The organism is Flavobacterium chungnamense (genome assembly GCF_039539165.1).
In the GTDB taxonomy this organism is placed as follows: domain Bacteria; phylum Bacteroidota; class Bacteroidia; order Flavobacteriales; family Flavobacteriaceae; genus Flavobacterium; species Flavobacterium chungnamense.
The window spans coordinates 40422-51841 of sequence record NZ_BAABCS010000015.1; the positions used below are offsets into that span (position 1 = coordinate 40422).

The following is an 11420-nucleotide window of genomic DNA, read 5'->3' on the forward strand; positions in this document are numbered from 1 at the left end:
TTATATAAAAAAAGTTTGGTTTTTCATTGGAATACAACAACTACTATCCGACTTACTATCGGGACAAACAACACAACACAACTCTGCTGACAGGCAGAAACCAATGTAAAATTAAAAAGGAAAATTTATGATTCCACAATTATTTGTAGAAAGTATCGATTTAGGTGATGGAAGAAACATCACAATCGAGACAGGACGTTTAGCAAAACAAGCTGATGGTTCTGTAGTAGTAAGAATTGGTAACACTGTAATCTTAGGTACAGTTGTTTCCGCTAGAAAAGCAAGTCCAGGTATCGATTTTTTACCATTGACGGTAGATTATCGTGAAAAATTTGCAGCAGCAGGTCGTTTTCCTGGTGGTTTCTTCAAAAGAGAAGCGCGTCCAAGTGATAGCGAAGTATTAACAATGAGATTAGTTGATCGTGTATTACGTCCGCTTTTCCCATCTGATTACCATGCAGAAGTTCAAGTTATGATTCAGTTAATGTCTCATGATGATGAAGTTATGCCAGATGCACTAGCAGGTTTAGCAGCTTCGGCAGCACTTGCATTGTCTGACATTCCTTTTGAAACTTTAATTTCTGAAGCTAGGGTTGGAAGAATTGACGGTAAATTCATCATCAATCCATCTCGTGCACAATTAGAATTGTCTGATATTGACATGATGATTGGAGCTTCAACTGATTCTATCGCAATGGTAGAAGGTGAAATGAAAGAAATTTCAGAAGCAGAAATGGTAGAAGCAATTAAATTTGCTCACGAACATATTAAAGTACAAATTGCTGCTCAAGAAAGATTGGCGCAAGCATTTGGAAAAAAAGAAGTTCGTACTTACGAAGGAGAAAAATCTGATGAGGCTATTTACGCTAAAGTAAAAGCAGCAGCATATGATAAAATTTATGCTATTGCTAGCAAAGGTTCAGCTAAACACGAACGTTCGGCTGCATTTGATGCTGTAAAAGAAGAAGTAAAAGCATTATTTACCGAAGAAGAATTGGCTGAAAATGGAGATTTAGTTTCTAAATATTTCTACAAAACCAATAAAGAAGCAGTTCGTAATGTGACTTTAGATTTAGGAACTCGTTTAGACGGTAGAAAAACTACAGAAATTCGTCCAATTTGGAGTGAAGTAAATTATTTACCTTCAGTTCACGGTTCGGCATTGTTTACACGTGGAGAAACTCAAGCTTTGGCAACTGCAACTTTAGGAACTTCTAGAGAAGCAAACCAAATTGATTCACCATCAGAACAAGGAGAAGAAAAATTCTATTTACATTATAATTTTCCACCATTTTCAACAGGAGAAGCTCGTCCGTTAAGAGGAACTTCAAGAAGAGAAGTTGGTCACGGAAACTTGGCCCAAAGAGCATTGAAAAACATGATTCCTGCTGATTGTCCTTATACAATTCGTGTGGTTTCTGAAGTATTAGAATCTAACGGTTCGTCTTCTATGGCTACAGTTTGTGCTGGAACATTATCACTAATGGATGCTGGAATTCAAATGATTCGTCCAGTTTCTGGAATTGCAATGGGATTGATTACTGACGGAGAACGTTTTGCTGTTTTATCTGATATTTTAGGTGACGAAGATCATTTAGGAGATATGGATTTCAAGGTAACTGGAACTTCTGAAGGAATTACTGCTTGTCAAATGGATATCAAAATTGACGGATTAAAATATGAAATCATGGAACAAGCATTAGCTCAAGCTCGTGATGGACGTTTACATATCTTAGGAAAAATTCTAGAAACTCTTGATAAACCAAATGCTGACGTTAAAATTCATGCTCCAAAAATTATCATGAGAACCATTCCTGGTAACTTTATTGGTGCTTTAATCGGACCTGGTGGAAAAGTGATTCAAGAATTACAAAAAGCTACTGGTTGCACTATCGTTATTAACGAAGTTGACGAGCAAGGTGTTGTTGAAATTCTTGGAACTGATCCAGATGGAATTGCAGCAGTTTTAGCTAAAATTGACTCAATTATCTTCAAACCAGCAATGGGTGAGGCTTATGAAGTGAAAGTAATTAAAATGTTAGATTTTGGTGCTGTTGTAGAATACACTGCTGCTCCAGGAAACGAAGTTTTATTACACGTATCTGAATTAGCTTGGGAAAGAACTGAAAATGTTTCTGATGTAGTTAATATGGGTGATGTATTTATGGTGAAATATTTAGGTGTTGATCCAAAAACTAGAAAGGAAAAAGTTTCTAGAAAAGCACTTTTACCAAGACCTCCTAGAGAAGAGAAAAAAGACGCTCCAAAAGCGGAATAATTCAAAATTTTCAAAATATAGGAAACCCCAATTCAATTAGTTGATTTGGGGTTTTTGCATTTTCAAAAAAATATTTTAGTGTTAAAATTCAAATACAACATTAAAAATCTAAATATTCTAAATACTTTTACGTAAGAACATTCTTAAAATTTTTAAAATGACTGCAAGAAGATTTAATTTATTGAAATTTAATTTATATTCATTGATATTTCTTGTGACTTATACTTCTCAAAGTCAAAACGATACACCAACATCTCTACATGATTGGTATGACTCTAAAGTTGGCAAAGAAAATTTAGACATTAATAATGGTAAAATACTTCTAAACTACGACATAATTTTAAAAAACAACGACCGGTTTTATTTTCAAAATTACACATTAGGCTCTGTTGTTTATGATAACCAACTTTATAATAACGTTTTATTAAATTATGATATCAATAATGATGATTTAATAATAAAACCAAATGGTGAAAATGACAAAATGCCAATTGTATTGAATAAATCTAAGGTAAACTCCTTCTATGTCAATGGCAAAAACTACATCAATCTTGGTTATAACAAAATCTCAAATAATGAAGTTGTGCCAGGCTTTTATGAAGAAGTATTCCTAAATAATAATATGAATTTTTACATAAGACACATAAAAGACAAAAGACAAATAATCAATGAAAATCTGGTTTTTGATGATTTTACTGAAATTACATCCTATATAATTTTATATAAAAATCAATATTACAAAATCACAAACAAAAAAAGTTTGACAACAATTTTTCCAGAATTAAAGAAAAACATCAATGAATTTTATTCTAATAATAGCTCGTTTGAAAAATCTAATAAGGCTAAATTTTTAGAAGATTTGTTCAAATATTTAAACACAATCATCAAGTAATTTTTTGTATGAGAAAAATAATATTCGCCATTATTCTACTTTTTCAACTTTCAGTTTTCGCTCAAGAGGATAGTAAAAAATATTCATTTGAGTTTAATAATGTTGATTTAAAAACTGCAATTGAATCTATTGAAAAAGAAAGTGATTTCAAATTTTTCTTTCAAGAGGAATGGCTCGAAAACAACAAACAATTAATTACAGGAAATAATAAAAACATAAATATAGAAGAACTTTTAAATCAAATCTTCAACCCAACTGAAATCAATTTTTTCATTGATAAGAATAAAATCATTCTCTCAAAAAATAACATTATTAGAGACAAACTTCCTGATGACTTTTTTGGAAAATCAATTGCAAATGAAATAGAAAATGGTTTAAATAAGCCCGTATTTTACAAAGACAATGACACCTTAAGTAGCAAGCAAAAGAAAAATGATTTTGTAATAGTAATTGGAAAAGAATCTAAAAAATCTGACAAAAAAACATGCACTTTAACCGGCTACTTAAAAGATTCTAAAACCGGTCAAGCTTTGTCTAATGTTTTTATAAAAGTTCAAAATAAAAAAATAAGCACCACAACTGATACTGATGGTTTTTATAAATTAGAGGTTCCCATTGGTATAAATTATATAGAGACAGATTTAGTCAGTCATAACAAAATTGTCAAAAAAATAATTTTATATAATGATGGTACGATGAATATAAAACTTGATGAAAAGTTTAATGTTTTAGATGAAGTTGTAATCAATGCCAAAAAAAGTGAAAATGTTAAATCAGCAATTTCTGGTGTAACCAGTATAGATATTGAAGGAATTAAAAATATTCCTTTAGTTCTGGGAGAAAGAGATATTTTCAAAGTAGCCACAATTCTTCCAGGTGTAAAACAAACTGGCGAAGGTTCTGCTGGATATAATGTTCGTGGTGGAAAGGAAGATCAAAATCTAATTTTACTAGACAATGCTTTAATCTATAATCCGGCACATTTCTTTGGTTTTTTCTCTTCTGTAAGTCCGTACACAACTAAAAAAGCAAACATTTATAAAGGAAGTATTCCTGCTGAATTTGGAGGAAGATTATCCTCAGTATTTGATGTTACTTCAAAAAATGGAAACCCAACAAAGTTTTCTGGCGAAGGTGGAATTGGTCCTGTTACGAGCAATTTAGCTTTGAGCACACCAATAATAAAAGACAAATCAAGCATTTTAGTTGGAGGAAGAGCAACCTATTCTGGGTGGATTTTACGTTCATTAAAAGAAGAATCTTTAAAAAATAGTGAAGCTTCTTTTTATGATGGTATAGTAAAGTACAATCATAAGTTTAATGAGAAAAACAACTTCGAATCAACATTTTATTATAGCCATGATGCTTTCAGTATTTCATCTGATTCTTTATTTAAATATAGCAATCGATTGGTTTCATTAAAATATGAACACAATTTTAATGACAAACACAAGGGAGCTTTATTATTTACTAATAGTGAATATAGATTTTTTATTGATTATCAAGGAAATAACATCCTTACTGCTTTTGATTTTGGATACAAAATAAATGAAAACAATGTTATGATTAAGATGAATTATCTTCTTAATGACAAACATAAAATCAACTATGGTGTTGCATCAAAATTGTATGGAGTAAATCCAGGTTTTTTAAATCCAAAAAGTGATGAATCACAAATACTTCCTGTCAATATTGACAAAGAACGAGGTATTGAATCGGCAGCTTATATTTCTGATAGTTATAAAGTAAGTCAAAAGTTATTAGTTGATTTTGGGTTTAGATATTCTACCTTTTCAGCATTGGGAGCATCCTCACAAAGAATTTACCAAGAAGGAGTTCCTTTAAATGAAGGAACAATTACCGAGGTTAAAGAATTCAAAAAGAATGAAATAATTAAAACTTATGGTGGCTTTGAACCAAGAATAGCTGCTAGATATATCATTGCTGATAATTTTTCTGTAAAAGGTGGTTACGACAAAACCTATCAATACATTCATTTACTTTCAAATAATACTACTCAATCTCCAACAGACACTTGGAAGTTGTCTGATTTGAATGTTAAACCACAAGTTGCAGAACAATTTTCTTTAGGATTATACAAAAATATTTCTGCAAAGGATATTGAAATAAGTTTAGAAGGATATTATAAAAAATCTGAAAATTTCCTTGATTATAAAGTCGCTGCACAACTATTACTAAACGAAAATATTGAAACTCAACTATTACAAGGTAAAGGAAAAGCCTATGGAATTGAATTTCTATTAAAGAAAAATAGCGGAAGATTAAACGGATGGATAGGATATACTTATTCAAGAACTTTTGTGAAACTAGATAGCGAGTTTAATGATGAAAAAGTAAATGGTGGAAATTATTTTCCAGCCAATTTTGACAAACCTCATGATGTGAGCGTAGTTTTAAATTATAGATTTACAAAAAGATACAGCTTTTCAAGTAACTTTATCTATCAAACAGGAAGACCAATAACATATCCAATAGGAAAATACACTTATGGAAATTCTGAATTCACATTGTATAGCGATAGAAACCAATTTAGAATTCCAGATTATTATAGACTAGATATTGGATTTAATGTAGAAGGAACCCATAAATTAAAAAAATTAGCTCACGGTTTTTGGAATATTTCAATTTACAATGTTTTAGGTAGAAACAATCCTTATTCGGTGTTTTTTGTCACTGAAAAAGGCGAGGTTAAAGCTTATAAAACATCTATTTTTGCTATTCCAGTACCAACAATTACTTATAACTTTAAATTTTAAAAATTATGAAAAATTATATATTTAAAATTTTTATACTTGTCTTAACAGCATCCTTTTTTGGGAGTTGCACTGAACCTTATGCACTTCAAACAAAAAATTATGAAGAAGCATTAGTAATAGAGGCTACAATAAGTAACGAACTTAAATACCAAGAAGTTAAAATTACTAAAACCTATAAATTGGAAGAAAATTTTCCAACAATAGTGACGGATGCAGTTGTTATTTTGAAAGATAATCTAGGTAATACCTATGACTTTGCTGAACAAGGAAATAAATATGTTTCAGTGAATGAATTCAAAGCTGAACCAAACAGACAATATCAGTTAAAAATAATTACCGATGATGGAAGAAGTTATATTTCAACAACTGAAGTCCTAACACATGAAACTAGCATTCAAAGTATTGTACCAACAGTAACTAATGTTAATGGAGTAAGAGGTGTAGAAATGATTGTAAATAGTTTTGATCCAACTAACAGTTCAAAATATTACAGATTTGAATATGAAGAAACGCATAAAATAATTGCACCTAGATGGCTACCTGTAAAAGCGGTTGTTACTCCAACACCATCACCAGGTGTTATAGATTTAGTTCCAAGAACTGAAGAAGCTCAATTTTGTTTTACAACAAAAAAATCAGACAAAATAATTTTAACAAGTACTAATGATTTATCTGAAGATAGAGTCATTTTTCCAGTAAGATTTATTAAAGATAGTGACTATACAATTGCAAATAGATATAGTATTCTAGTTAAACAATATGTCCAAAACTTAGCTTCACATACCTTCTACAAGACATTGAAAGAGTTATCTGGATCCGAAGGAATTTTATCACAAAATCAACCTGGCTTTTTCTTTGGTAATATAAAAAGTGTTGAGAATCCTGATGAAAAAGTGATTGGTTATTTTGAAGTTTCATCTGTTTCTTCGCAAAGAATTTTTTTTAATTTTGAAGATGTTTTCCCAAATCAACTACAACCAAAATACCCTTACAAGTGCAATCCAGATCCTCTTTTGGGTAATGATGACCCAGAATTCTTTTTTAAATATTGCTTTTCACCATTTGATTTAAGCTGTGCAGGATATACCGTTTTAAGTGCTTTGGCAAATGGTAGTATGGTATATTTTAACTTTAGTGGTGGCAAATATGAATTATACCCTACTCCTTGCGGAGATTGCACCTCATTTTCATCTAACATAAGACCTACATTTTGGATAGACTAAAAAAAATATTAATTGTGGTCTTTATAATAGCTAGTTCAAATATTTGGGCTCAGAAAGACACACCTACAATTTCAACAAGTGAAACTGTATATCTTCACTTAAATTCAACCTCTTTTGTTTCTGGAGAAACTTTGTTTTATAAATTATATTGCTTAAATCCAGAAAATTACAAAGAAAGCAAAATAAGTAAAGTAGCTTATTTAGAACTTATTGGAGCAAACAATCAAGTACTTTTTAAACATAAGTTATTTTTAAACAATGGAATTACTCAAGGTGATTTTTTTATTCCATCCACAATAAAAACTGGAACTTATAAGCTTTTAGCTTACACCAAATGGATGCAAAACAAATTAGAATCAAAATCATTTGAATCTGAAATTACTATTATAAATCCATTTCAATCTGATTCTGAAAATAAAATAAGTTCAAAAAATAGTATTATAAATGAATCTTTAGAGGTTTTGAATTCTGGAATAACAATTAATTTGGATAAGAAAAAATTTACAATTAGAGAATTGATAAATTTAAAGTTTTCTTTTCAAGATGAGTTTCTAAAAAAAGGAAACTATTCCCTTTCAGTTAGAAAAGTTCAAGACTTACCATCTATCTCAAAAATCAACCCAACTGATTTTAAAAATTCAGATGCTGTCCAAAAAATAGTTCTTGATGAAAACAATTATATTCTACCTGAATTAAGAGGTGAAATTATAAGTGGAAAAATTTCAAGTAAAGATAATTTAAACTCGATTAGCAATATTTCTGTTTCGCTTTCAATTCCTGGAAAATCTTTTACAACCAAATTAGTTAAAACTAATGCTGATGGTAAATTTTATTTTTCTATTGACAAAGCTTATTTTGATTCAAACATAATTATTCAAATAGCAGATAAATCAAAAGATGAGTTTATTTTATATGTCGATGATTCATTTACTTTGAATAAATCAAATTTGAAATTTGAAAACGATTTCAGCCTATCATCCAATTTAAAATCAGTTATTGAAGAACATTCGATTGCTAGTCAAATAGATAATACCTATTACACAAAAAAAGCAGATACACTGGCCAAAATCAATTATCCTACTCTATTTTATGAACCATTTGTAAATGAATATATTTTAGACAATTATAATCGTTTTCCAACGATTAAAGAAACCATTATTGAAGTAGTAAAAGAGGTAAATTATGATAAAAACGATGGTAAGTACTCACTTCGATTAAATGATTATGATCCTAACACTCAAATTAATGAATCTCCATTGGTATTAATTGATGGATTGGTTGTTCAAGATATCAATGAGTTATTTGAGTATAAAGCATCTGATATTTATAAAATTTGCACCATTAATACAGGTTATGCCTATGGGAATAAACTATATAGTGGTTTAATTAGTTTCATCACAAAAAAACAAGATTTTGAAAGTAAACTAAACGGTGATTTTATTGTAAAAAGAAAAATTGAATTACCATTATTAAAGAAAAATTATTTCAAACCAAATTACACTGATAAATCCACCTTAGACAGAATACCAGATTACAGATATCAACTTCTTTGGTTACCAGAATTAGATATAAACGCATCAAATATATCATTTTATACTTCAGATAAAATTGGGAAATTTGAAATTGTTATTGAAGGCTTTTCAGATGAAGGTATTCCTGTGTATTTGAAAAAATATTTTGTTGTTGAATAATATTTATTTTTTACTTTTTTCGTATGCCTAATTGTAGACTGAATTTCATTTAATTTCAAAATTAGAAATCAAATAATAGATATATCTCTATTTAAATCTAAATTTTATTGTTACAAAACAATAAAAATTCATTTACTAGTAATAGATTTTGATTACATCACAATTTATAGCTAAACTGCAAAGACAAACTACTTTTACCAAAATCACCATCAATCCTCTTCGAAAACCAATTATATGGTGTAAAATTATAAGTCACTTGAACTCCAATTCTGCTTGATGTAAGAGAAACACCTTGAGCGGCATACAAACAGCTCAAAGCTTTAGTATTTGTATCAATGCGATACGTGAGATTTCCGTTTTCATCTGTATAATATCCACTATCGTTTTCAGGATTTTCCTTGTCCTCAAAAGAAAAAAAACTAGCTCCAAAAGTAGAACTCCACTCTATCGTTGCGCTTTTTTGAAAAATAGTAAAACCATATAGTTTATTCATTCTAAAAGCTACCATAACACTAATACCTTTTGGCTTGACATTAAAAACTGAATCTTTACCACGATAGACAAAACTATTTTTTATGGTTGGCACCACTATATTAAAACCCAAATCTAATAAATCGTTGTGTTCAATTCTTGTTCTATACCAAAAACCGTATTGCTGAGAGACATCAATTTTTGATTGTAAATTTCCCAAGGGTATTAAAATTCCGGTTTCAAATTTATATCGCTCATATTTTGTGGTATCTTTTACAAACTCTTGGGCGTTAGAGTTAATACAAATAAAAATTAAAATGAAATTTATTATTTTTCTCATAACTTACCAATTTAAAAAAGGCATCGACCTTTTACTATTTATATTCCACAAACCAATTTGCAATCCTTTTTGCTTTTTGGTTTTATTTATAACGCCAAGTTGAACTCCATAAAAATTTTCAGTTTTATTAAATACTCCAATTTGCAATCCGTTATTAATTTCAGAATAATTACTAAAAGACACGAATAATCCGTTTGATTTTTTTGAATAATTTAGAAGAAAACTTCCATGAACACCATTCATGTTTGTTGCATAATTATAAAATCCATTCAATGAAATTCCATTACAAGAATGACTTGTACTAAACAAAGAAAACTGTAAGCCATTATATACAATATCTTCATTTTGATTAGAATGCCCAGAACTAAGACTAATCCCATTAATTGTTGCTGTTGACGACTCAGAAAAACCTCTTCTTGATGGATCATCAAACATAAGTATAAAGATAGATAACGGATTAATTTCGATGTTTAATCCATTAATTTTGCTTAATGTATTTTCGTCACCCATATTGATACCTAAACCAATAGCTATTCCGTTAACCCTTATATCCTTATTACTTCTAGGAGTTAAACTAAAAACCGTTGAACTAATAGAATCATTTTGTGAAAAAACTGATAACGAAACCAGAAATAGAAAAATCAAAAATCTTTTCTTCATAATAATAGTTTTAAAATTATAGTTCAAAATTATTGCGATTAATACAAGTTCAATGGCGATATTTAATAAATAAAATTTATATATTTGTGATTATCACAAATTATGACGAATCAAGAACTACTTTTAAAAGAAATTAGAAAGCAACTTTCAAGTTCAGCTTCCTTAAATGATGAAATTTCTGCTATTCTAAATATTAGTTATGATGCCGCACACCGAAGAGTTTCGGGCAAGAGCAAGTTTTCAATTGATGAAACATTGCTTTTGGCAAATCATTTCAACATTTCGTTAGACAAATTGTTTTTAAAAAAAGATAAAGTAATTGTTGAAAAAACTATCGAAATTACTTCACTAAATGATATGCTTTCCTATTTTAAAAAATCGGCAGAGAGAATTGAACAGTTAGCAAATAAAGAAAGTGTAACCTTATATTATTCTGCAAAAGACATTCCGCTTTTTTATTTTATGGACGGAACAATTATTTCTAAATTTAAAGCCTATGTTTGGTTGACATTATTAAATCCGAATCAATCTAATGTGTCATTTGAGAATTTTATTATTGATGAATCGTTCATGGAACATACGCAAAAGTTGAAAAAAATTTATGAAAAAGTAGCTGTAAAAGAAGTCTGGAACGATACAACAATAAACAGTAGTTTACAGCAAATATTATATTTTTATGAATCAGGCTTACTCAATTTTAAAAGTGCTAAAGCATTATGTTTAGATTTAAAAAGAATTTTGAATTTGATAAAAGACAAATCAAACAAGTCCAATTCGAATTATTCTATATATTATAATGAGTTGATTTTGTTGAATAATAATATGCTTATTGAAACCGATGAAAAACTCACGATGTTCATTCCTTATACATTATTAGGCTATTTTATCACTGATAATAAGGAAAGTTGCAAAAATGTGCATCAGTTTTTCAATCAGCAAATTCTAAATTCTAAAGCATTGAATCAATCTGGTATTAAGGAACAAAACTTATTCTTTAATAGAGCCAACCGAAAAATTGAATACTACATCGAGCGATTAAATAATCAAGTTGATTTACTTTTTTAATGGTTAAATACCTACATTTGATT

8 protein-coding genes are annotated in these 11420 nt (G+C 29.2%); 6 read left to right on the top strand and 2 right to left on the bottom strand.

Annotation, left to right across the window (positions count from 1 at the left end; genetic code table 11):
* Positions 1–127 precede the first annotated feature (127 nt).
* The 5 genes from ABD771_RS07290 to ABD771_RS07310 all read left to right on the top strand — a co-directional run bounded on the left by ABD771_RS07290 (position 128) and on the right by ABD771_RS07310 (position 8861).
* The gene (locus ABD771_RS07290) at positions 128–2278 is read left to right on the top strand and encodes a polyribonucleotide nucleotidyltransferase (protein ID WP_345092814.1); all 2151 of its coding nucleotides are present in this window, start codon (positions 128–130) and stop codon (positions 2276–2278) included.
* Positions 2279–2435: 157 nt separating this feature from the next.
* Positions 2436–3170: a hypothetical protein gene (locus ABD771_RS07295; RefSeq protein WP_345092817.1), complete on the top strand. Its 735-nt coding sequence runs from the start codon at positions 2436–2438 to the stop codon at positions 3168–3170.
* An 8-nt stretch (positions 3171–3178) separates the two neighbouring features.
* A complete protein-coding gene (locus ABD771_RS07300) occupies positions 3179–5947 on the top strand; it encodes an outer membrane beta-barrel protein (RefSeq protein ID WP_345092820.1) in 2769 nt (922 codons plus the stop codon).
* Between the two features lie 5 nt (positions 5948–5952).
* Complete coding sequence (locus tag ABD771_RS07305) at positions 5953–7170, top strand: DUF4249 domain-containing protein (RefSeq protein ID WP_345092823.1); 1218 nt, start codon at positions 5953–5955, stop codon at positions 7168–7170.
* A 14-nt stretch (positions 7171–7184) separates the two neighbouring features.
* Positions 7185–8861, top strand: coding sequence for a hypothetical protein (locus tag ABD771_RS07310; protein WP_345092826.1), 1677 nt, complete (start codon positions 7185–7187; stop codon positions 8859–8861).
* Positions 8862–9018: 157 nt separating this feature from the next.
* Here the strand turns inward: ABD771_RS07310 and ABD771_RS07315 are convergent, their stop codons facing one another.
* Positions 9019–9672 (bottom strand): hypothetical protein, encoded by a 654-nt coding sequence (locus ABD771_RS07315; protein WP_345092829.1) that lies wholly within the window; start codon positions 9670–9672, stop codon positions 9019–9021.
* A 3-nt stretch (positions 9673–9675) separates the two neighbouring features.
* Positions 9676–10332 (bottom strand): LA_2272 family surface repeat-containing protein, encoded by a 657-nt coding sequence (locus ABD771_RS07320; protein ID WP_345092832.1) that lies wholly within the window; start codon positions 10330–10332, stop codon positions 9676–9678.
* Positions 10333–10434: 102 nt separating this feature from the next.
* Here ABD771_RS07320 and ABD771_RS07325 point away from each other — a divergent pair, with 102 nt between their 5' ends.
* Positions 10435–11397: a helix-turn-helix domain-containing protein gene (locus ABD771_RS07325; protein ID WP_345092835.1), complete on the top strand. Its 963-nt coding sequence runs from the start codon at positions 10435–10437 to the stop codon at positions 11395–11397.
* Positions 11398–11420: the final 23 nt, after the last annotated feature.

What these genes read in the sequence shown, in the direction of transcription:
- ABD771_RS07290 (WP_345092814.1), top strand. Translation starts at nt 128, where the DNA reads ATGATTCCACAATTATTTGTAGAAAGTATCGATTTAGGTGATGGAAGA.
- ABD771_RS07295 (WP_345092817.1), top strand. Translation starts at nt 2,436, where the DNA reads ATGACTGCAAGAAGATTTAATTTATTGAAATTTAATTTATATTCATTG.
- ABD771_RS07300 (WP_345092820.1), top strand. Translation starts at nt 3,179, where the DNA reads ATGAGAAAAATAATATTCGCCATTATTCTACTTTTTCAACTTTCAGTT.
- ABD771_RS07305 (WP_345092823.1), top strand. Translation starts at nt 5,953, where the DNA reads ATGAAAAATTATATATTTAAAATTTTTATACTTGTCTTAACAGCATCC.
- ABD771_RS07315 (WP_345092829.1), bottom strand. Translation starts at nt 9,672, where the DNA reads ATGAGAAAAATAATAAATTTCATTTTAATTTTTATTTGTATTAACTCT.
- ABD771_RS07320 (WP_345092832.1), bottom strand. Translation starts at nt 10,332, where the DNA reads ATGAAGAAAAGATTTTTGATTTTTCTATTTCTGGTTTCGTTATCAGTT.
- ABD771_RS07325 (WP_345092835.1), top strand. Translation starts at nt 10,435, where the DNA reads ATGACGAATCAAGAACTACTTTTAAAAGAAATTAGAAAGCAACTTTCA.